Below are 20,768 nucleotides of genomic sequence, written 5' to 3'. Positions count from 1 at the left end.
TCAAGCCAGGCGCAAATCCCCTTCAAACCTCTGCCCGGCGCCCTCACTCCAAGGAGAACGAGCATGAGTGCATCTCTGCGTAGCATCGACGGTCAGGACGAAGCCACCATCTTGCGTGAAATCCAGAGCGCCTTGCGCGACCTGCGTTTCGGTGCGGTGGAGATCACCGTGCACAACGCTCAGGTCGTACAGATCGAGCGCAAGGAGAAGTTCCGCCTGCAACAGCCCGGCAACAAGCCCGGCTGATCGGCGCCACAACATCCAAAACTAGAAAAATGCCAATCGGGAGCTTCACCATGTCCATCCGCCGTTATGCGCTCGCCGCCCTGGCCAGTGCTGTTTTTGCCGGTTCCGCCATCGCCAAGGACTACGAACTGCTCAACGTGTCCTACGACCCGACCCGTGAGCTGTACCAGCAGTACAACGCTGAGTTCATCAAACACTGGCAACAGGCCCATCCGGGTGACAAGGTGAAAATCCAGCAATCCCATGGGGGGTCGGGCAAGCAGGCCCGTGCGGTGATCGACGGCCTGCGCGCTGACGTGGTGACCCTGGCCCTGGCCGGTGACATCGACGAAGTGGCCAAGCTTGGCAAGACACTGCCCGAGAACTGGCAGACCCGCCTGCCTGACGCCAGCACCCCGTACACCTCGACCATCGTGTTCCTGGTGCGCAAGGGCAACCCGAAAGGCATCAAGGACTGGGGCGACCTGATCAAGAAGGACGTGTCGGTCATCACCCCGAACCCGAAAACCTCCGGCGGTGCGCGCTGGAACTTCCTCGCAGCATGGGCGTACGGCCTGAAGGCCGGCGGTAGCGAAGAGAAGGCCAAGGCCTATGTGCAGGAGCTGTTCAAGCATGTACCGGTGCTGGATACCGGCGCCCGTGGTTCGACCATCACCTTCGTCAACAATGGCCAGGGCGACGTGTTGCTGGCCTGGGAAAACGAGGCCTTCCTGGCCCTGAAGGAAGACGGGGGTGCCGACAAGTTCGACATCGTCGTGCCGTCGCTGTCGATCCTGGCCGAGCCGCCAGTGGCCGTGGTCGACAAGAACGCCGAGAAGAAGGGCAATACCGAGATTGCCACCGAATACCTCAAGCACCTGTACAGCCCGGCCGGGCAGAAGATTGCCGCCGAGAACTTCTACCGCCCGCGTGACGAGAAGGTCGCTGCGGAGTTCGGCAAGCAGTTCCCGAAACTGGACCTGGTGACCATCGACAAGGACTTTGGTGGGTGGAAGACTGCACAACCGAAATTCTTCAATGATGGCGGTGTGTTCGACCAGATCTATCAGGCACAGTAAGGGCCAAAGGAACGCGGGGCCGCGTTGCGGCCCATTCGCGGCACAAGGCCGCTCCCACAAGGAACCATAGTCCCCTGTGGGAGCGGCCTTGTGTCGCGAATGGGCTGCCAAGCAGCCCCAGGATACAAAAGCTTGCACCGGCCCGGGATTGTTTCCGGGCTTAGTGCGTTCAACCAGGGATATTTATGTCGCGTCGCATCTCCCCCGTCATACCCGGCTTCGGGCTGACGCTGGGCTACACCTTGGTGTACCTCAGCCTGATCGTGCTGATACCGCTGGCGGCCATGTTCATCCATGCCTCGCAGCTGACCTTCGAGCAGTTCTGGACCATCATCAGTGCGCCGCGGGTGATCGCTGCGCTCAAGCTGAGCTTCGGCACTGCCCTGTTCGCCGCCATCATCAACGGTGTGATCGGTACCCTGCTGGCTTGGGTGCTGGTGCGTTACACCTTCCCTGGGCGCAAGATCATCGATGCGATGATCGACCTGCCGTTCGCCTTGCCGACCGCGGTTGCCGGTATCGCCCTGACTGCCCTGTACGCGCCGCAGGGCTGGGTCGGCCAGTTCGCCACCGACCTGGGCTTCAAGATCGCCTACACCCCGCTGGGCATCACCCTGGCACTGACCTTCGTGACCCTGCCGTTCGTGGTGCGCACGGTGCAGCCGGTACTGGCCGACATCCCGCGTGAAGTGGAAGAGGCCGCAGCCTGCCTGGGGGCCAAGCCATTGCAGGTGTTCCGCCACATCCTGGCGCCGGCCCTGCTGCCGGCATGGCTCACCGGCTTTGCCCTGGCCTTCGCCCGTGGCGTGGGCGAGTATGGTTCTGTGATCTTCATTGCTGGCAACATGCCGATGAAGACCGAGATCCTGCCGCTGCTGATCATGGTCAAGCTCGACCAGTACGACTACACCGGCGCGACCGCCATCGGCGTGTTGATGCTGGTGGTTTCCTTCATCCTGCTGCTGCTGATCAACCTGCTGCAGCGCCGCATCGAAACCCCTTGAAGGAGGCCGGCATGTCCAGTTCATCCCTGAGTGCAAGTGCCGCAGCCAACGCCGCCCGCCGTGGCAGCGCCACGTCACGGCGTATCCTGATCGGCCTTGGCTGGCTGGTGTTCGCCCTGTTCCTGCTGCTGCCGCTGGTGATCGTGGTATCGCAGGCGCTGAAGAACGGTTTTGGCACCTTCTTCGAGGCGATCTTCGAACCCGATGCGTTGTCGGCGCTGAAGCTGACCCTGCTCGCCGTGGTTATCTCGGTGCCGCTGAACCTGGTATTTGGCGTAAGCGCTGCCTGGTGCGTGAGCAAGTACACCTTCCGTGGCAAGAGCATCCTGGTCACCCTGATCGACCTGCCGTTCTCGGTGTCACCCGTGATCGCCGGCCTGGTCTACGTGCTGATGTTCGGCGCGCAGGGCCTGTTCGGTCCGTGGCTGCAGGACCACGATATCCAGATCGTGTTCGCCCTGCCGGGCATTGTCCTGGCGACCATTTTCGTTACCGTACCGTTCGTGGCCCGTGAGCTGATCCCGCTGATGCAGGAGCAAGGCACGCAGGAGGAGGAGGCTGCACGGCTGCTCGGTGCCAACGGCTGGCAGATGTTCTGGCACGTGACCCTGCCGAACATCAAATGGGGGCTGATCTACGGCGTGGTGCTGTGTACCGCGCGGGCCATGGGCGAGTTCGGTGCGGTGTCGGTGGTGTCGGGCCACATCCGTGGCGTGACCAACACCTTGCCGCTGCATGTGGAGATTCTCTACAACGAGTACAACCACGTCGCAGCCTTCAGCGTGGCCAGCCTGTTGCTGATCCTGGCGCTCTTCATCCTGCTGCTCAAGCAGTGGAGCGAGAACCGTATTAACCGCCTGCGCCATAGCGCCGCGGAGGAATGATTCATGTCGATCGAAGTTCGTAACGTCAGCAAGCGCTTCAACAGCTTCCAGGCCCTGAACGCAATCAACCTGGACATCAACAGCGGCGAGCTGGTGGCTCTGCTCGGCCCGTCCGGCTGTGGCAAGACCACCCTGCTGCGCATCATTGCCGGCCTGGAAACCCCGGACCAGGGCAACATCGTGTTCCATGGCGAGGACGTTTCCGGCCATGACGTGCGTGACCGTAACGTCGGGTTCGTGTTCCAGCACTACGCGCTGTTCCGCCACATGAGCGTGTTCGACAACGTTGCTTTCGGCCTGCGCATGAAGCCCAAGGGCGAGCGCCCAAGCGAGAGCAAGATTGCCGAGAAGGTGCATGAGCTGCTGAACATGGTGCAACTGGACTGGCTGTCCGACCGCTACCCCGAGCAGCTTTCCGGTGGCCAGCGTCAGCGTATCGCCCTGGCCCGTGCCCTGGCGGTGGAGCCGAAGGTGCTGCTGCTGGACGAGCCATTCGGTGCGCTGGATGCCAAGGTGCGAAAAGAGCTGCGGCGCTGGCTGGCGCGGCTGCACGAGGATATCAACCTGACGTCGGTGTTCGTTACCCACGACCAGGAAGAAGCCATGGAAGTAGCCGACCGCATCGTGGTCATGAACAAGGGCGTGATCGAGCAGATCGGCTCGCCGGGTGAGGTGTACGATCAGCCGGCCAACGATTTCGTCTACCACTTCCTCGGTGACTCCAACCGCCTGGCCTTGAGCGAAGGGCATCACGTGCTGTTTCGCCCGCACGAGGTGTCGCTGTCGCGGCATGAGACCGAAGGGCACCATGCGGCCGAGGTGCGCGACATTCGGCCGTTGGGCGCGACCACGCGGGTGACCTTGAAGGTGGAAGGGCAGAGCGAGCTGATCGAGGCCGAGGTGGTGAAAGACCATGACAGCCTGACCGGGCTGGCGCGGGGAGAGACGTTGTTCTTCCGGCCGAAGGTATGGCAGAAGGTGGCGGATATCTGAGTCGCACAAGGAAAAGAGAGCCCGGGCATGGTCCCGGGTTTTTCTTGCCTGAACGTTTGACAGGGCAGCTTTACAGCCTTTTACAAGCGAGTGGCGGTAGCGCACTTGTTATGCACTATGGGTATTAATAAATATCTTCTTATTCCTTTACGAATATTTCGCCCTCCCTATACTTGTCTCCAAGCACGCAAACTTACTGGAGGCGTCCCCATGCGCAATGAGTCGATTCGCTACCTGATTGTGCCGGGTTGGCAAGGATCGCCAGACAACCATTGGCAGAGTCACTGGCAGCGCACCCTGCCCAACAGTGCTCGGGTTGAACAGCAAGACTGGCTCACCCCGCAGCGGCAGGACTGGGTGCACGTGCTGGAGCAGGCGATTGCCGCCGAGCGCTCGCCGGTGATCCTGATTGCCCACAGCCTTGGTTGCATCACTGTCGCCCATTGGGCAGCGCAGGCAAGCCCAGCCTTGCTGCGGCAGGTGCGTGGTGCACTGCTGGTGGCGCCGGCAGATGTCGAACGGCCCACTTGTGCACCCGTGCTGCGCAACTTTGCGCCGATCCCTACCGAGGTGCTGCCGTTCCCTAGCCAGGTCGTCAGCTCGGACAACGACCCTGCCGTGAACGTGCCACGGGCGCTGTACCTGGCCCAGGCATGGGGCGCCGAAGCGGGTTTGCTGAGCAATGCCGGGCACATCAACGTCAAGTCCGGTCATGAGCGCTGGGAACAAGGCTTCGCCTACCTGTATCGCTTGCAGAGCCGGATCGAGCAGCGCGCACTGCGCCGCGCCTGATCGCCCTTACTGTTCACCCTTTGCCTGACGCCTGGCCATTACGGGCCTGGGGCGGGAGTTCGTCATGACGTTTCAAAACCCGTTCGGCCAGCCGCTGCTGACCTTCCCCGAGCTGGACAAGAGCCCGCTGAGCATTCGTGCCAAGGCGCTGGTGTTCATCGACCCGCGCTCGCAGCAGCTGCGCGAGGACCTTGAGCGCCTGGCGCCACAACCTTTGCCGGTGCTGATCCGAGGCGAGACCGGCACCGGCAAGGAGCTGCTGGCTCGGCAGATCCACCGTACCAGCGACCGTGGAGGGTTGTTCGTGTCGGTCAACTGCGCGGCCATCAGCCCCACCTACGCCGATGCCGAGCTGTTTGGCTATAGCGCGGGCACCCATGGCGGTACGGCCAGCAGCCGCGCCGGCTGGTTCGGTTCGGCCAGCGGCGGCACCTTGTACCTGGACGAGATTGCCGACTTGCCGTTGGCCATCCAGGGCAAGCTGCTGGCGGCCCTGGAAAACCGCGAGGTCACTCGGGTGGGCGCGCAGCAGCCACAGCCGGTGGATGTGCGTCTGGTAGCCGCCACCAGCATCGACCTGGCCCGTGTAGTACGTGCAGGGCGCTTCAACGAGCGCCTGTACCAGTATCTGCGCGAGGGCGCGCTGGAACTGCCGCCGCTGCGCGAGCGGCCGGGCGATATCCTGCCGCTGGCCGAGTACTTCGTGGGCATCTACAGCGTGCGCCTGCAACGGCCTGTGCCCTTGGTGAGCGAGGCGGCGCAGCGGGTGCTGGAGGCGCATTTCTGGCCGGGCAATACCCGCGAACTGGAGAACGTCATCCACTTTGCCTTGCTGGTCAATGACGGCGAAGAGATCCTGCCGGAGGATCTCGAACTGCCTGACCCCGCGCGTTAGACATCGCTCATGGGTAAAGAGGCTGATGGTATTGTGTTTTTGGAATAAGCAGCTAAGTAAAAGATATTGTTGCGGAATAAAAAATTTGGGTATCGTCCGCCTCAAGCCCACTGGTGAACCGGTTGGGCACCCGATTTGCCATCGTCGATGGCCCAGATTCAGAACAAGGACCACCATGAAGAAGACCCTGCTGACCACTGCCCTGGCTGCTGCCCTGTCGTTCTCCGGCCTGGCCGCTGCTGCCGAGAAACTGGTGGTTGCCGCTACCCCGGTACCGCACGCCGAAATTCTCGAACTGATCAAGCCGACCCTGGCAAAAGAAGGCGTGGACCTTCAGATCAAGGTCTTCACCGATTACGTACAGCCGAACGTGCAGGTGGACCAGAAGCGCCTGGACGCCAACTACTTCCAGACCCTGCCGTACTTGAAGAGCTTCAACGAAGGCAAGGGCACCCACCTGGAAACCGTGATCGGTGTGCACGTCGAGCCGTTCGGTGGTTACTCGAAGAAGATCAAGAACCTGTCCGAGCTGAAGGAGGGCGCCACCGTTGCCATCCCTAACGAAGGCAGCAACAGCGGCCGCGCCCTGATCCTGCTGCAGAAGGCTGGCCTGATCACCCTGAAAGACCCGAAAAACGCCCTGGCCACGCCAAAGGACATTGCCGAGAACCCGAAGAAGCTGAAGTTCCGCGAGCTTGAATCGGCCATGCTGCCGCGTGTGCTGGACCAGGTCGACCTGGACATGATTAACACCAACTACGCCCTGGAAGCCGGCCTGAACCCGGCCAAGGACGCGCTGGTGATCGAAGGTGCCGACTCGCCGTACGTGAACTTCCTGGTTGCCCGCCCGGACAACAAGGACAGTGAGGCCATCCAGAAACTGGCCAAGGCCCTGACCAGCCCTGAAGTGAAGGCATTCATTGCCAAGAAGTACCAAGGTGCCGTACTGCCGGCGTTCTGATTTCGCTTGCAACCCCGGTATGCGCCAACGCCGACACCTTTAGTGTCGGCGTTTTTTTTTGCCCTGCACGGGCAGGCACACGCAGCATCTGTAGAGACAGCCTTGTGCTGCGAACGGGCTGCAAAGCAGCCCCTTACCTTGGGGGTACCAGCCGTAAGGTAGTCTGCGCCGGGATTACCCCCATCTGCGCCCGCTGATACTGCCCCTGCACATACCCCTCAGCCTGGTCCGCGTAATGCCGGTCAAACGGCACGCCACTCTGCCCGACCGGGTTGATGGTCAGGGCCTGTCCGGCATCGGCAAAGTCGATCAGTCGCCGCGTCGACGGCCCATAGGTTACCGGCCATGGCGCAGCGCTGATCTTCGCCGAAAGGTTGTTCGGCACTTCGTGGGTACCAGGTGCGGCGAATGGCCCAACGTTGAACAGCAGGTTCAGCGGCTTTTTCACCCCAAGCGGATGGTTGTGGGTCAGGGTATGGGCCTTGCCCCATTGCCAGCTGGCCGGATCACTGCCCAGGGTGTCGCGCAGGTGCTTCAAGCTGCTTTGCCACGCTGTGCGCACGACGGTGGTACGGTCCGTTCGCTGGCTGCCACCACGGGTGTTCCACCAGGGTGAATCGGCTTGCGCTGCCAGGCGTGGCAGGGCGGCGTCGATGGCGCGGGTGCTGATCAGCACCGGGAACCAGGTATCGCCCAGCTCGTCATGCAGGGCCGCGAATGCCAGTTCATAAAGGAATTGGTTGAACAGCGTGGCGCTGGTCGAGTCGAGCGGGTAGTCCCCAGCCCAAGCCGCCAGTTGCTCGACCAGCTCTTGCTCTTCATCACCTTCTGCCACCGCCCGCAGGGTTGCCAGAAGCGGGGCAAGCGTGCGCGGGCCATAGTCACTGGCGGTGTCCAACTGCAGTGCCTGGCTGTTTTGGGTGTCCCATTTCACCTCTGGGTTGGCCAGGTGGCGATCGAGCTGGCGGCCACGGTCGGGCAGGTTGTAGTAACCCGGTATCGGCACCGCCGCCGGTGGCTGGTAGTTGGCCGAGACGATATAGCCGCGGGCCGGGTTTTCCTGCTGTGGGTTGACGCTGAAGGGGTAGAAACCGAGCTTGTCGGCCTGGGCGCTGGTGCCGTCGAGGATGAACGCTGGGTCGACCCCGTCGGGGCGGATTGGCAGCTTTGCCGCCGCCCACCAGCCGATGTCGCCACGGGCATTGGCCCAGACAAGGTTGAGCCCCGGCGCGTGAACCTTGGCGGCGGCCTCGCGCATCTTGCCCAGGGTGTCGGCGCGGTTGAGCTGGTAGAAGCCGTCGAGGATCGGGTTTTCGGTTTCCAGGAATGCCCACCACATGGCGATTGGCGTGGGGCCAGTGGTGCTGCCCAGTACGTCGTTGACGATCGGGCCATGGGGCGAGCGGCGCAGGCTGATGGTGACCGGCTGCTCGCCTTTGACGGCAATCGTCTGCTCGGTCTTTTCCAGTGTGCGCCACTGGCCATCGACCATCACCTGATCGGCGTTGGCAGGGTTGGTCTTTTCGGCGATCAGGTCGACGTCATCGTTCTGGAACATGGTCAGGCTCCAGCCAAAATCACGGTTGTGGCCGAGCAGAGCGAACGGGTTGAGTGCCTGGAAATAGCCGTAGAGATTGAAACCGGGCGCTGACAGTTCGGCCTCGTACCACACCGCAGGTACGGCGAAGCTGATGTGCGGGTCGCCAGCCAGCAACGGCTTGCCACTGCGGGTGCGGCTACCCGCGACCGTCCAGGCGTTGCTGCCTTCGAACTGCGGGATGCCGGCGTCGCCCAGTGCCTCATTGCTTAAGCGCGCAAGTGCTTCCAGGCTTTTCCAGTCGGCAGCGGCCAGTGGCGTGCCCAGTGCGCCCTCGGGTTGCCAGCCAAGGTCGAATATTTTCAGGTAGTCAGGCCCCAGCTGGTCGCGGATGTAGGTCAGCGCTGGCTCGGTGCGGAACGCGGCGGCAAAACTGTAGGCCAGGTAGCCGGCGATGCTCAGCGTGTCCTCGGCGGTGAACGGGCGCGGGGTGATGCCGAGCAGGTCGAATTCCGTGGGCTTGGGGTGGCTGGCCTGCCAACTGTTGACCCCCTCGAGGTAGGCTTGCAGGGCCTGCCATGCCGGCGCCTGCGGATCCTGCCGCTTGGCCATCAGCGCGGCCTGCTCGCGTATGCGCAGGCTGCGGAACAGGGTGTCGGTGGGCAGCAGCTTGTCGCCGAGCACCTCAGCCAGTTCGCCACGGGCCAGGCGGCGCAAAATCTCCATCTGGAACAGCCGGTCCTGGGCATGCACGTAGCCCAGTGCACGGTAAAGGTCCGGCTCGCTCTGTGCCTGCAGGTGTGGCACGCCGCGGGCGTCGTAGCGCACGCTGACCGGCGCTTGCAGGCCGGTAATGGCGACCTCGCCCTCGCGCTGCGGCAGCTTCCCCTGCACGTACCAGTAACCGGCGGCGCCAGCGGAAACGGTGACTACCACCGCCAGCAGGGTCAGGCTGCGCTTCATTCAGACTCCTTGTGCATTCAAACGAAAAATGTGGTCCGATCATCGGCGGATTCGCGAACAGAGCATAGCCCCAGGAAGGAGTTTCCATGTCCCTCAGCGAAAAACACAAAATGCTCACCGGCCAGCTCTACCATGCTGGCTGCCCTGAACTGCAGGCCGAGCAGATCGCCAACAAGCACTGGATGCACCGCTACAACAACAGTGTCGAACTGCTCAACGACGCACGCCACGGGCTGCTTGTGGAGCACTTTGGCCAGGTTGGCGAAGGCGCGGTGATTCGCCCGCCGTTCTATTGCGACTACGGCTACAACATCAGCGTTGGCCGTAATACGTTCATGAACTTCAACTGCGTGATCCTCGACGTGGTACCGGTGCGTATCGGCGAGGACTGCCAGATCGGCCCCAACGTGCAGATCTATACCGCCGACCATCCGCTCGATCCTGAAGTGCGGCGCAGCGGGCTGGAGAGTGGGCGGTCGGTGACCATCGGCGACAACGTGTGGATCGGCGGTGCGGCGATCATCCTGCCGGGGGTGACCATCGGTGATAACGCCATCGTCGGCGCCGGCAGTGTGGTGACCCGGGATGTGCCCGCAGGCGCGACGGTGGTGGGTAACCCGGCGAGGGTCCGTCAGCCCGACCAAGGGCAGTAGCAGCCTACCGCCAGGGTATTGGAGGCGTTGACCTGGCGGCCGTCGAGCAAAGCCTTGAGGATTGGCTCGATGAAGCTGTTGCTGGCGTTGCACACGGCGCCTTCGCTGTAGGGGCCAAAATAAGCCAGTCGGCCTTGCCGGTCCCAGATGGCCACGGCCGGGGACGCAGGCAGGTGCTCGCTGCCGGGCAGGTGGGTGATGGGTTGCAAGCTACCGATATTGGCCGGTAGCTGGCCGTGGCTGCCGGGCTTTTGCAGCACATGGAAGGTAACGTCGTGGCCAGCGAACTGGCTGATAAGGTCGCCCAGGTGCTGTTGGTTGCCAACGTTGCATGGGCAGGCCGGGTCCCAGAAATGCACGACGCGGATCGGGCCAGCACCGGCCAGCTCGGCAGGTAACTGTAACTGGCTGCCGTCGAACAGCGTGGCCTGGTTGTCGAACGGGCGCAGGTAGCGAGCCTGAAAGGCGCTGTAGGCCTGCCAGAGAATTACGGCGCCGACCAACAAGGCGATGACCGTGCACAGCGGTTTGGTGATTCGGCTATTCATGAAGAGTCGGTGGCCTTTGTGGGAGCAACTGTCTTGCTCAATTTCTAAAAGCTGGCGCGATCCCTGTGGGAGCGGCCTTGCGTCGCGAAAGGGCCGCGCAGCGGCCCCAGGATCTCGGCATCATGCATAGATCGCTGGGGCCGCTTTGCGGCCCGTTCGCGACACAAGGCCGCTCCCACAATTAGTTCGGTGCTGGTTGTTCGAGGTGAGCAAGCTTGCCATGGCGCCGGCCAGAGCTGAAGATTCCAGATCAATACTTGCATCAATGTGGATGTACCCGATGCCCCCTGCCTTTCACCCCGACCGCCTGCGCACCAGCCTGGCGCCGTTCACCACTCGCCAGCCACTGTCGGCACAAGCGCAGGACTACCAGCGCTTCTATGGCCTGAACCTGCCGGCACACAGCTGGCTGGGCAGCTTTCAGGCAGCGGGGTTCGACCTGGTCGGGCAGGCATGGCTGCCCGAGCAGCCAAGCGCGACGCTGTTCCTGCTGCACGGCTATTACGACCACATGGGCCTCTACCGACATGTGATCGAGTGGGCACTCAAGCAGGGTTTCGCCGTGATCAGCTGTGACCTGCCCGGCCACGGCCTGTCCAGCGGTGAGCGGGCCAGCATCAATGATTTTGCGGTGTACCAGCAGGTGCTGGAGGCCTTGTTCGAACAGGCGCACACGCTGCAACTGCCGCACCCGTGGCACCTTTGTGGGCAGAGCACGGGGGGGGCGATTGCCGTGGATCATCTGCTGTACCACGGCGCACGCAGCCCCGTCGATGGCCAGGTCATCCTGCTGGCCCCGCTGGTGCGGCCATGTTCCTGGCGCTGGTCGAAGTTCAGTTATTGCGTGCTGCGCCACTTCGTCAATGGCATCGAACGGCGCTTCAGTGAGAACACCAACGACCCGGCCTTCCTGCCGTTCCTGGAGGCCGACCCGCTGCAACCGCGTCGCCTGCCAACGGCCTGGGTGGGCGCACTGATCGCCTGGGTCAAACGCATCGAGGCCGCGCCGCGCAGTGCGCGTCGGCCATTGATCGTGCAGGGGGAGGCGGATGGCACGGTGGACTGGCCCTACAACCTCGAAGTGCTCAAGGCCAAGTTTGCCGAGCCGCAGATCCTGATGCTGCCCGAGGCCCGTCACCACCTGGCCAACGAGTTGCCGGGTATCCGCCAGCGCTACTTCGACTTCATCGACCAGCGCCTGGGCTGATCACTTCAGGTCGTTGGTGCTTTGGCCAACCGCCAGGCCGGCGCGTACAGCGGCCAGGGCCGCCTGGTAGTAAGCCTTGCCCTCGGGCGACTCGGCAAAGGTGGCGAACGCTTCCAGCTCGGCATCGGACAGGTCGCGGTAGACGTACAGCAGGGTGTTGTTCAGGTCTTCGCCAATCTGCCCCATCAACCGCTGGCGCTGGCCATCCAGCAGGCTCTGGGCCTGGCCGCCGCCGAACAGGCCGGGGATCATCGAACTGAGGCTGTCGGCGGCTACACCGGCGATGGCAAGGCTGACTTCGGCGCCGGCTTCACGCGCAGGCAGGGCTTGGGCCAGGTGGCCGATGACCAGCAGGCGATCGTCGCTGGCCTGGATCTTGGGCAGGCCTTTGGCGTTCTTGGCCAGTTCGTCCTTGCGGGTGGCCTTGAGCTCGGCCGCCACCACTTTGCGCCCTAGCGGTGACTGGAAGAAGGCCAGGGCCGGTGCCGGGTTGGCCAGGGTGGCGCGCAGTTTTGCCTGGGCGCGACGGTCCACCGCCTGGGCCTGGAAGCGCTGGTTGCTGTTGTTGACCAGCGCCTGGTAGACGGCGGGTGGCAAACTGTTGCGGTAGCGCTCCTGGGCAGCGGTCAGGGCATCGTTGAAGTGGGCGCGCTGGTCGGGCCAGCCGGCGGCCTTGTACAGTTGATCCAGGTTGTCTGCCCAGACAGGCATGGTGCAGATCATCAGCAGAATCAGGGAAAACAGACGGCGCATTCAGGACTCCTGTCGGCAGGTGGCTATTGTCCTTGGCCCGGCGCCGGTTTGTCGAGATACCCGCGTGTTTCTCGGCCAAGTGGCGCTGTGCGGCGACAGGGCGAATGGATATGATGCGCGCCATGCACATATCCCCTGAACACCCGATGCTTGCGGCCGTCGTCGACGATCTGGCCACCCATGGCTGGTCCCAGCAGGCGCACTTTCTGCCTGCCGACTTGGTGCGCGCGCTGGCAGCCGAGTGCCGGCGGCGTGATGCCGAAGGCGAACTGAACCCCGCAGGGGTTGGGCGGGGTGCTACCCAGGAGGTGCGCGAAGCCATTCGCGGTGACCAGATCCAGTGGATCGACCCGGGGCAGGCCGAGGCCTGCGACCAGTACCTGGCGGCGATGGATCAGCTGCGCCTGGCAATCAACCAAGGCCTTTTCCTGGGCCTGGAAGACTTTGAGTGCCACTTTGCCCTGTACCCACCGGGGGCGTTCTATCGCCGGCACCTGGACCGCTTCCGCGACGATGACCGTCGCATGGTCTCGGCGGTGCTTTACCTCAATGAAGGTTGGCAATCGCATGACGGTGGCCAGTTGCGTATGTTCCTGGCCGACGGTGTCGAGCACGATGTCGAGCCAGTGGCCGGTTGCCTGGTGGTATTCCTGTCGGGCGAAGTGCCTCACGAAGTCCTGCCGGCTGGGCGTGAGCGGTTGTCGTTGACCGGCTGGTTCAGGCGGCGTGGCAATGACCCGTTCTGAGAGGCCCAAGGTGCTGGTGAGCGCCTGCCTGTTGGGGCAGCCAGTACGCTATGACGGCCGGGCAAGCGGTCATCCTGATTTGTTGCAGCAGTGGCAGGCCGAAGGGCGCGTGGTGCCGTTGTGCCCGGAGGTAGCCGGCGGCTTGCCGACGCCGCGGCCACCAGCGGAGATCCCGGGAGGGCAGGGCAGCGCAGTGCTCGATGGCGACACGCAGGTGCTGACGGTGACGGGTGAAGATGTCAGTGCCGCGTTTCTGGCGGGGGCGCAGTTGGCGCTGGAGCTAGTACGGCGGCATGGCATTCGCGTAGCGGTGCTGAAGTCTGGCAGCCCTTCGTGTGGCAACCGGTTGACCTATGATGGCACCTTCAGGGGTGTGAAAGTGGCGGGGGAAGGGGTAACCACGGCGCTGCTGCGGCGGGCGGGCGTGCAGGTGTTCAGCGAGCTGGAGCTGGACCAGGCGCAGCGGGCTTTGGCTGATAGATCTGCTTGAACCTGTGCCGGCCCTTTCGCGGGTGAACCCGGTCCTACCACGGTGGTGGACACCCATCGGGGGTTGGACACAGGCCGTCGTGTAGGAGCGGGTTCACCCGCGAAGAGGCCGGCCCTGCTGGCCAATCTCCACCCGCCGTTCACCATTGCCGCCGCGAACGTATTCGCGGCTACAGGTTGCAAAGAAGACCTCACTGCCCGGCTGCAGTCTCCTGCACACCCTTGAACCACTTCTGCTCAAGCTCGGCAGTCCGGCCGCTCTCTTTCAAACGCTGCAACGCATTGTTTACGGCACTTTCAAACGCCGGGTTGTCCTTCTGGAACGGGATTACCAGCTTCTTCTCACCAATCGGCAGGCTTACATCGAGCGGGCCGTCGTCTGTGAGCGATTCACTCGACGGGGCGAATGCGATGTCGTACTTGCCACTCTCGACACCCGCCAGCACTTCGGCAGACGGGGCTTCGACGAACTCGGCGCGCAAGTCCAGTTCCTTGGCCAGGGCCTGGCCAAATTCGATGTCGAAACCTGTCAGGTGGTCGTCTTGTTTGAAGGCGTATGGCGAGTTCTCGGCCTGTACGGCAATGCGCAGTTCGCCCCGGTCGGCGATTTCGTCGATCAGCTCTGCCTGAGCCAATGGACTGATCAGTACTGCCAGCAGTACCCCTATGGTCGAACGCATGTATGCCCCTTTTCATTTAGCAGTTTGAAATCGATCGTCACGGCTTTCTTCCTCGCCGTGATCGAGCGCAGCCTATGACCTTCAAGCCTCGGCATTGTTTAACCCTGACTGAAATATTTCTGCCAGGCAATGTGAACACCTTGGCGGATATTTCAACTAAGGTGAACTACCGCCGCCTTTGGATTACAGGCTGCGGTCAATAAGTGAATCACAGGAGAAGTGAATGAACAGCCTATTTCCGCGTGCTGCCGTTGCCGGTCTGCTGATGGGAGCGTCGGTGTTCGCCAGTGCCACTGACGCCCTGAAGAGCCAGGAGCCGCCCAAGGAGGCGAAGGTCTTCATCGTTTCCCCCGCCGATGGTGCAACGGTCGACAAGACCTTCACCGTCAAGTTCGGTATCGAGGGTATGGGCCTCAAGCCTGCGGGTGACCAAACCCCGCACACCGGGCACCACCATCTGCTGGTGGATGTCGACAAAGAGCCGGTGGCTGACATGCCGCTGCCAACCAGCCTGATGCCAGAGGCCGGCGTCGCACTGCCGAAGGGGCCGCAAGTGCTGCACTTCGGCAAGGCACAGACCGAAACCAGCATTACCCTGACCCCGGGCAAGCACACCCTGCAACTGATTCTGGGTGACCAGTATCATGTGCCGTTCAAGCCTAGCGTCGAGTCGAAGAAGATCACGGTTGAAGTGAAATAAAAAAAGGGAGGCCACCAGGGCCTCCCTTTTTCATACCGCCAGCGACCTTAGAACAGGACGCGCGAACGGATGGTGCCTTTGACCTGTTGCAGTTTTTCCTGCGCCAGGTCCGAGTACTCGGCGTCAACGTCGATTACCACGTAACCGACTTTCTCGTTGGTCTGCAGGAACTGACCGGAGATGTTGATACCGTTCTCGGCGAAGACCTTGTTGATCTCGCTGAGCACGCCCGGGATGTTTTCGTGGATGTGCAGCAGACGGTGTTTGCCTGGGTGCGCTGGCAGGGCCACTTCTGGGAAGTTGACCGAGGACACCGAAGTACCGTTGTCGCTGTACTTGACCAGTTTCTCGGCCACTTCCAGGCCGATGTTGGCCTGGGCTTCGGCGGTGGAACCACCAATGTGCGGCGTCAGGATCACGTTGTCGAGGCCGCGCAGCGGGCTTTCGAACTCTTCGTCGTTGGAGCGTGGCTCGACCGGGAACACGTCGATGGCGGCGCCGATCAGGTGCTTGTCCTTGATGGCAGCGGCCAGGTGGTCCAGTTCGACCACGGTGCCACGGGCGGCGTTGATCAGGATCGCGCCCTTCTTCATCGAGCGGATTTCCTTCTCGCCGATCATCCACTGGGTGGAGGGCAGCTCAGGCACGTGCAGCGAGACGATGTCAGCCAGGCCCAGCAGCTCGTTCAGGCTGGTGACCTGCACGGCGTTGCCCAGTGGCAGCTTGGTCAGCGGGTCGAAGAAGTACACCTGCATGCCCATGTTCTCAGCCAGTACCGAAAGCTGGGTACCAATCGAGCCGTAGCCGACGATGCCCAGTTTCTTGCCGCGGATTTCGAACGAGTTGGCCGCGCTCTTGATCCAGCCACCACGGTGGCAGGAGGCGTTCTTCTCAGGGATGCCGCGCAGCAGCAGGATGGCTTCGGCCAGCACCAGCTCGGCCACCGAACGGGTGTTGGAGTACGGTGCGTTGAACACGGCGATACCGCGCGCGCGGGCAGCTTCCAGGTCAACCTGGTTGGTACCGATGCAGAAGCAGCCAACAGCGACCAGTTTCTTGGCGCAGTCGAAGATCTCTTCAGTGAGCTGGGTACGCGAACGGATGCCGATGAAGTGGGCATCAGCGATCTTTTCCTTCAGCTCGGCTTCCGGCAACGAACCAGTGAGGTATTCGATGTTGGTGTAGCCGGCGGCCTTGAGAGTATCGACCGCGTTCTGGTGCACACCTTCAAGAAGAAGGAACCGGATCTTGCTCTTGTCGAGAGAAGTCTTGCTCATCTGCGTAAACCTGTATCCCGGAGATAAATTGGCGAGGGGTGATGCCAGGCGCGAGGGCAGCCTTAGCATGAACAGCGGGAGGGCTATGCTAGCATACGCGACACAATCTGAGCTTATCCCGACAGGTGAAGAGTGCTCAGGGTGACCATGAATAAGTCGAGAGTTCCAGCGATGACCCACCCCGCTGTTATTGAAGAACTGATGACCCTTGTCGACCCTGGCAAGGTCCTGACTGACCCGGTTTCCCTCGAAGCGTATGGCAAGGACTGGACCAAACATTACCCGCCAGCGCCCAGCGCCATCGTCTTTCCCAAAACGATAGAACAGGTGCAAGCCATTGTGCACTGGGCCAATGCGCACAAGGTGGCGCTGGTGCCCTCTGGCGGGCGCACCGGGCTTTCTGCCGGCGCCGTGGCGGCCAATGGCGAGGTTGTCGTCGCCTTCGACTACATGAACCAGATCCTTGGCTTCAATGCTTTCGACCGTACTGTGGTTTGCCAGCCAGGGGTCGTCACCCGCCGGTTGCAAACCTACGCCGAAGAGCAAGGTCTCTATTACCCGGTGGACTTCGCTTCCAGCGGTTCCAGCCAGATTGGCGGCAATATCGGCACCAATGCCGGCGGGATCAAGGTGATTCGTTACGGTATGACTCGCAACTGGGTGGCCGGGCTGAAAGTGGTCACCGGCAAGGGCGAGTTGCTGGAGCTGAACAAAGACCTGATCAAGAACGCCACCGGCTACGACCTGCGCCAGCTGTTCATTGGTGCCGAGGGTACGCTGGGCTTTGTGGTCGAGGCCACCATGCGCCTGGACCGCGCACCGCGCAACCTCACCGCCATGGTGCTGGGCACACCGGACTTCGACGCTATCATGCCGGTACTGCACGCCTTCCAGGGCAAGCTGGACCTGACCGCTTTCGAGTTCTTCTCCGACAAGGGGTTGGCCAAGATCCTCGCCCGCGGCGATGTGCCTGCGCCATTCGCGACGGATTGCCCGTTCTATGCGCTGCTGGAGTTCGAGGCCAGCACTGAAGAGGTTGCCAATGAAGCATTGGCTACCTTCGAGCACTGCGTCGAGCAGGGTTGGGTGCTGGATGGGGTGATGAGCCAGAGCGAAAGCCAGCTGAGAAACCTGTGGAAGCTGCGCGAGTACCTGTCGGAAACCATCTCGCACTGGACACCGTACAAGAACGACATTTCCGTCACCGTCTCGAAAGTGCCTGCGTTCCTGCGCGATATCGACGCCATCGTCTCAGCGCATTACCCGGACTATGAAGTGGTGTGGTACGGCCATATTGGTGACGGCAACCTGCACCTGAACATCCTCAAGCCTGAGCATATGAGCAAGGACGACTTCTTCGCTTCGTGTGCCAAGGTCAACAAGTGGGTGTTCGAGATCGTCGAGCGTTACAACGGGTCGATTTCTGCCGAGCATGGCGTGGGCATGACCAAGCGTGACTACCTGGGCTACAGCCGCTCCCCCGAAGAAATCGCCTGCATGAAGGCAATAAAGGCCGTGTTCGACCCTAACGGCATCATGAATCCGGGTAAGATCTTCGCACCTGAATAAAAAGCAGTATCCAGAAGGAGTCGGCCATGAGTTACCAGCACCAGTACGTAGACGGCACGCGCATTCACTTCCCGCTGGGCAAGGTGGTGTGCATCGGCCGTAACTATGCCGAGCACGCCAAGGAACTGGACAACCCGATCCCCACCGAGCCGCTGCTGTTCATCAAGCCAGGCAGCTGCGTGGTGCCGGCCGAAGGTGGCTTCAAGATCCCGGCCGAGCGTGGGTCGGTGCACTATGAAGTTGAAATTGCCGTGCTGCTGGGCAAGCCGCTGTCGACCCACCCGAGCGAGGAAGAGGTGCTGGACGCCATTTCCGGTTACGCACCGGCACTGGACCTGACCCTGCGCGACGTGCAGGCCAAACTGAAGGAAAAGGGCCTGCCTTGGGAGCTGGCCAAGTGCTTTGACGGCGCTTGCGTGCTGCCACCGTTCGTCTCGGCCGCCAGCTTTGAGGACGTGGCAGACATCCCGGTGCGCCTGACCGTGAACGGCGAAGTGCGCCAGGAGGGTAGCAGCGCGATGATGCTGAACCCGATCGTGCCGATGATCCAGTACATGGCAGCGCATTTCTCGCTACAAGCGGGGGATGTAATCCTCACCGGTACCCCGGCGGGTGTTGGGCCGTTCAATGTCGGTGACGAGCTGGTGCTGGAACTGCCGGGTGTGAGCCGCTTCGAAAGCCGGGTGCTTTAACTCGAAACCGCGTCGCCTTCTTCGCGGGTAAACCCGCTCCTACAGGGATTGCACAGGCCTTGAATACTGCGCAACCCCTGGAGAGCGGGCATGCCCGCGAAGAGGCAGGCACTGTTTACCGATTTTTCACACCCAATCCGGATAATGCGCGTACCTACGCCCATTTCCCCAGGATCACCGCATGCCGTCTTCCTCCAGCGCCCCGGTAACCCCCAAGCGTCGTTTCTACCTGCGCTGGCCCTTCGGCCTGGCCGTGGCGGCGGTGATCGGCTATGGCGTGGCCGTGGCCATGCACTGGGATGACCGCGGTGCACTGTGGGTAAAAGAAAGCTTCGAAAGCACCGCCGAGCGCAGCGAAAGCGTGTGGCTGCCGGATTACCAGGTGGACATCGACGCCAAGCCGTTGCCAGGCATGGAGGATGACGAAGCCTCGGACGTTGCCTTCAACCCGCAAACCCGCACCCTGTTCGCGGTCATGGGCAAGAACCCGATCCTGGTCGAGCTGAGCCTGGAGGGCGATGTACTGCGCAAGATCCCGCTCAACGGCTGGAACAACCCCGAAGGCATCGCGGTGCTGGAAGACGGTAACCTGGCCATCACCGACGAGCGCCTGCATGACCTGACCGTGGTCAAGGTGAACGCGCAGACCACCGCGCTGAACCACGATGACTTCCCGAGCCATGACCTGGGCCCTTCGGCCAAGAGCAACAAGGGCTTCGAGGCCATCGCCTGGGACCCGCTGCGCCAGCGCCTGATCATTGGTGAGGAGCGCCCGCCCAAGCTGTACACCTGGAACACCGATGGCCGCAGCCCGCTCAAGGGTGAGAAGCAGCCGTTGCCTAGCGATGAGCTCGACTTGCGCAACCTGTCTGCGCTGGGTGTCGACCCGCGTACTGGCCACCTGCTGGTGCTTTCGGCCGACTCCAACATGCTGCTGGAGCTGGACGAGCAGGGCCAGCAAGTCAGCTTCATGACGCTGCTGGGCGGCTTCAACGGGCTTGAAGGCACCATTCCGCGGGCTGAAGGGGTGGCCATGGACGACAAGGGCACCTTGTACATGGTCAGCGAGCCGGCGCTTTTCTATCGATTCAAAAAGAACTGACAACATCATCAGAATTGCCTGACGCTTGCATTAAGCTTTGCTTCAGCCATTCATGATTAGATTCGCCACCCCTGTGTCGAGTCTGTCCCTATGCGTCGTTTTGTTCGCCTGTTTCTTGTTCTGGCTGCCCTTGGTCTGCTCCTGCTTGGCTGGGCAGGGCAGGAGTTTCGCCTGTTCGAGCGTGGCTGGTTCAATCTGAAGACCTGGTGGCAGCCTGTGGAGCGCAGCATTGGTCTGGATCGCTACCGGGTGGTGCTGGAGGCGCAGCCGATCGAAGGGCTGGATGATGACATTTCGGCGCTGACCTACGACCCCGACCGCAAAACCCTCTTCACGGTCACCAACGCCCGTTCGGAGCTGATCGAGCTGTCGCTGGATGGCCGTATCCTGCGGCGTGTGCCGCTGACTGGCTTCGGCGACCCGGAGGCTGTGGAGTACGTTGGGCCTAACAGCTATGTGATCACCGACGAGCGTCAGCAACGGCTGATTCGCGTACGGCTGGAAGACGACACGATGTTTCTCGATGCCGGTGATGCCGAACAGCTGACATTGGGTATTGGCCTCAATGGCAACAAAGGCTTCGAGGGCCTGGCCTACGATTCGGCGGGCAAGCGCCTGTTCGTGGCGAAAGAGCGTGACCCGATGCTGATCTATGAGGTGCATGGCTTCCCGCATGACAATCCGGAAAAGCCCTATGCCGTGCATGTGGTGCAGGACCGCAAGCGCGATTCACGGTTGTTTGTGCGGGATTTGTCGAGTTTGCAGTTCGATGAACGCAGCGGGCATTTGCTGGCATTGTCGGACGAGTCGCGGTTGGTGCTGGAGCTGGATGTACAGGGCCTGCCGCTGAGTACCTTGTCGTTGCGCAAGGGCTTCCAAGGGTTGCAGGCGACGGTGCCGCAGGCGGAGGGCATTGCGATGGATGAAGCGGGGACCATTTACCTGGTCAGTGAGCCGAACCTGTTCTATGTGTTCAAGCAGCCGACTGACTGATCGCCTGTCAGGGCCTGTTCGCGGGT

General features: G+C 62.1%; 22 protein-coding genes. 17 read left to right on the top strand and 5 right to left on the bottom strand.

Annotated features, from left to right (window positions below):
- Nucleotides 1-63 precede the first annotated feature (63 nt).
- The 8 genes from oscA to LMH93_RS25900 all read left to right on the top strand — a co-directional run bounded on the left by oscA (nt 64) and on the right by LMH93_RS25900 (nt 6,833).
- A complete protein-coding gene (gene oscA / locus LMH93_RS25935; RefSeq protein WP_003248957.1) occupies nt 64-246 on the top strand; it encodes a sulfur starvation response protein OscA in 183 nt (60 codons plus the stop codon).
- A 50-nt stretch (nt 247-296) separates the two neighbouring features.
- Nucleotides 297-1,304, top strand: a complete 1,008-nt coding sequence (locus LMH93_RS25930; RefSeq protein WP_003248959.1) for a sulfate ABC transporter substrate-binding protein — start codon at nt 297-299, stop codon at nt 1,302-1,304.
- Nucleotides 1,305-1,489: 185 nt separating this feature from the next.
- Entirely contained in the window at nt 1,490-2,308 is an 819-nt protein-coding gene (cysT, locus tag LMH93_RS25925) for a sulfate ABC transporter permease subunit CysT (RefSeq protein WP_003248961.1), read from the top strand.
- Between the two features lie 11 nt (nt 2,309-2,319).
- The gene (cysW, locus tag LMH93_RS25920; RefSeq protein WP_004575843.1) at nt 2,320-3,192 is read left to right on the top strand and encodes a sulfate ABC transporter permease subunit CysW; all 873 of its coding nucleotides are present in this window, start codon (nt 2,320-2,322) and stop codon (nt 3,190-3,192) included.
- A 3-nt stretch (nt 3,193-3,195) separates the two neighbouring features.
- A complete protein-coding gene (locus tag LMH93_RS25915; protein ID WP_003248965.1) occupies nt 3,196-4,185 on the top strand; it encodes a sulfate/molybdate ABC transporter ATP-binding protein in 990 nt (329 codons plus the stop codon).
- Between the two features lie 210 nt (nt 4,186-4,395).
- A complete protein-coding gene (locus LMH93_RS25910; RefSeq protein ID WP_185279818.1) occupies nt 4,396-4,977 on the top strand; it encodes an alpha/beta hydrolase in 582 nt (193 codons plus the stop codon).
- A 64-nt stretch (nt 4,978-5,041) separates the two neighbouring features.
- Entirely contained in the window at nt 5,042-5,872 is an 831-nt protein-coding gene (locus LMH93_RS25905) for a sigma 54-interacting transcriptional regulator (RefSeq protein WP_004575844.1), read from the top strand.
- A gap of 175 nt (nt 5,873-6,047) precedes the next feature.
- Entirely contained in the window at nt 6,048-6,833 is a 786-nt protein-coding gene (locus LMH93_RS25900; RefSeq protein ID WP_003248974.1) for a MetQ/NlpA family ABC transporter substrate-binding protein, read from the top strand.
- A 133-nt stretch (nt 6,834-6,966) separates the two neighbouring features.
- On the opposite strand, the gene LMH93_RS25895 is transcribed toward LMH93_RS25900, so the two are convergent.
- Nucleotides 6,967-9,333: a penicillin acylase family protein gene (locus LMH93_RS25895; protein ID WP_230064732.1), complete on the bottom strand. Its 2,367-nt coding sequence runs from the start codon at nt 9,331-9,333 to the stop codon at nt 6,967-6,969.
- Between the two features lie 86 nt (nt 9,334-9,419).
- Between LMH93_RS25895 and LMH93_RS25890 the strand changes: the two genes are divergently transcribed.
- Nucleotides 9,420-9,986, top strand: coding sequence for a sugar O-acetyltransferase (locus LMH93_RS25890; RefSeq protein WP_230064731.1), 567 nt, complete (start codon nt 9,420-9,422; stop codon nt 9,984-9,986).
- Here LMH93_RS25890 and LMH93_RS25885 read toward each other — a convergent pair.
- On the bottom strand, nt 9,965-10,534 hold the full coding sequence (locus tag LMH93_RS25885; RefSeq protein ID WP_102886172.1) for a DUF6436 domain-containing protein: 570 nt from the start codon (nt 10,532-10,534) through the stop codon (nt 9,965-9,967). The two genes, LMH93_RS25890 and LMH93_RS25885, sit on opposite strands and share 22 nt — an antisense overlap.
- A gap of 280 nt (nt 10,535-10,814) precedes the next feature.
- Between LMH93_RS25885 and LMH93_RS25880 the strand changes: the two genes are divergently transcribed.
- Nucleotides 10,815-11,741, top strand: coding sequence for an alpha/beta hydrolase (locus tag LMH93_RS25880; RefSeq protein ID WP_003248982.1), 927 nt, complete (start codon nt 10,815-10,817; stop codon nt 11,739-11,741).
- Here LMH93_RS25880 and LMH93_RS25875 read toward each other — a convergent pair whose 3' ends face one another.
- A complete protein-coding gene (locus LMH93_RS25875; protein WP_047603666.1) occupies nt 11,742-12,494 on the bottom strand; it encodes a DUF2059 domain-containing protein in 753 nt (250 codons plus the stop codon). It abuts the gene before it with no gap.
- A gap of 113 nt (nt 12,495-12,607) precedes the next feature.
- Here LMH93_RS25875 and LMH93_RS25870 point away from each other — a divergent pair, with 113 nt between their 5' ends.
- Both LMH93_RS25870 and LMH93_RS25865 read left to right on the top strand, forming a co-directional pair.
- Entirely contained in the window at nt 12,608-13,240 is a 633-nt protein-coding gene (locus LMH93_RS25870; protein ID WP_014861370.1) for a 2OG-Fe(II) oxygenase, read from the top strand.
- Entirely contained in the window at nt 13,227-13,730 is a 504-nt protein-coding gene (locus LMH93_RS25865) for a DUF523 domain-containing protein (protein ID WP_012054026.1), read from the top strand. Before LMH93_RS25870 ends, LMH93_RS25865 begins: the two co-directional genes overlap by 14 nt.
- Nucleotides 13,731-13,920: 190 nt before the next feature.
- On the opposite strand, the gene LMH93_RS25860 is transcribed toward LMH93_RS25865, so the two are convergent.
- Nucleotides 13,921-14,409, bottom strand: a complete 489-nt coding sequence (locus tag LMH93_RS25860; RefSeq protein ID WP_003248991.1) for a substrate-binding periplasmic protein — start codon at nt 14,407-14,409, stop codon at nt 13,921-13,923.
- A gap of 223 nt (nt 14,410-14,632) precedes the next feature.
- Between LMH93_RS25860 and LMH93_RS25855 the strand changes: the two genes are divergently transcribed.
- Nucleotides 14,633-15,109, top strand: a complete 477-nt coding sequence (locus LMH93_RS25855) for a DUF4399 domain-containing protein (RefSeq protein WP_230064730.1) — start codon at nt 14,633-14,635, stop codon at nt 15,107-15,109.
- Between the two features lie 47 nt (nt 15,110-15,156).
- Here LMH93_RS25855 and serA read toward each other — a convergent pair whose 3' ends face one another.
- Complete coding sequence (gene serA / locus LMH93_RS25850) at nt 15,157-16,386, bottom strand: phosphoglycerate dehydrogenase (RefSeq protein ID WP_003248995.1); 1,230 nt, start codon at nt 16,384-16,386, stop codon at nt 15,157-15,159.
- A gap of 171 nt (nt 16,387-16,557) precedes the next feature.
- Between serA and LMH93_RS25845 the strand changes: the two genes are divergently transcribed.
- The 4 genes from LMH93_RS25845 (at nt 16,558) to LMH93_RS25830 (ending at nt 20,742) form a co-directional block, all read left to right on the top strand.
- Complete coding sequence (locus LMH93_RS25845; protein WP_060546526.1) at nt 16,558-17,955, top strand: FAD-binding oxidoreductase; 1,398 nt, start codon at nt 16,558-16,560, stop codon at nt 17,953-17,955.
- A 26-nt stretch (nt 17,956-17,981) separates the two neighbouring features.
- Entirely contained in the window at nt 17,982-18,647 is a 666-nt protein-coding gene (locus LMH93_RS25840; protein WP_014861374.1) for a fumarylacetoacetate hydrolase family protein, read from the top strand.
- 181 nt (nt 18,648-18,828) lie between these two features.
- Nucleotides 18,829-19,749 carry an SdiA-regulated domain-containing protein gene (locus LMH93_RS25835; protein WP_004575852.1) on the top strand — a complete coding sequence of 307 codons (921 nt, stop codon included), beginning with the start codon at nt 18,829-18,831 and terminating at the stop codon, nt 19,747-19,749.
- 90 nt (nt 19,750-19,839) lie between these two features.
- The gene (locus LMH93_RS25830; RefSeq protein ID WP_003249003.1) at nt 19,840-20,742 is read left to right on the top strand and encodes an SdiA-regulated domain-containing protein; all 903 of its coding nucleotides are present in this window, start codon (nt 19,840-19,842) and stop codon (nt 20,740-20,742) included.
- Nucleotides 20,743-20,768 lie beyond the last annotated feature (26 nt).

The organism is Pseudomonas sp. CIP-10 (assembly GCF_020911845.1).
GTDB classification, from domain to species: Bacteria; Pseudomonadota; Gammaproteobacteria; order Pseudomonadales; family Pseudomonadaceae; genus Aquipseudomonas; species Aquipseudomonas alloputida.
This window is presented reverse-complemented; position numbering and strand designations above follow the sequence as displayed.